Below are 391 nucleotides of genomic sequence, written 5' to 3' on the forward strand. Positions count from 1 at the left end.
ATACCAATACCTTGCAAAACACCGGGTTCAGCATTGCCTCGAAAATCGCTCAGACGCTCCCGGCGGCCCTTGATGCCAGCGCAGTCAAAAGGCTTTTGCTACAGCTGGACATCAAGGCGACCTATCGTCAATTTCTTTCAAATACATTGGCGATCGACGCGCCAGGTGTCGCGACCCGACAGCTGCGATTCATCAAGCAACTGCCCTGGCAACTGCTGTTGCATGCCCACACGCTGAAGCTTCAGGGAAAACTTTCCGAACGCGGCTTCGGGTTGGTTCAGCAAGTTCTCGACATGCCGGACGCCCTGGCACGCGCAGCGGTAACGGGCGCCAAGGCAATCGTGCGTCCCCTGGAGCTGATCGCGACAGAAGGCGCCGCGGCCGTCAAGAC

The 391-nt window shown here is 58.3% G+C and carries 1 protein-coding gene; it reads left to right on the forward strand.

Features of this window, described 5'->3' with window-relative positions; translation table 11 throughout:
• On the forward strand, window positions 1-391 hold a 391-nt coding region (locus AC1DCY_RS27845; protein WP_477356062.1), incomplete at both ends, for a dermonecrotic toxin domain-containing protein.

It is taken from the genome of Lysinibacillus sp. 10T31, from assembly GCF_056394365.1.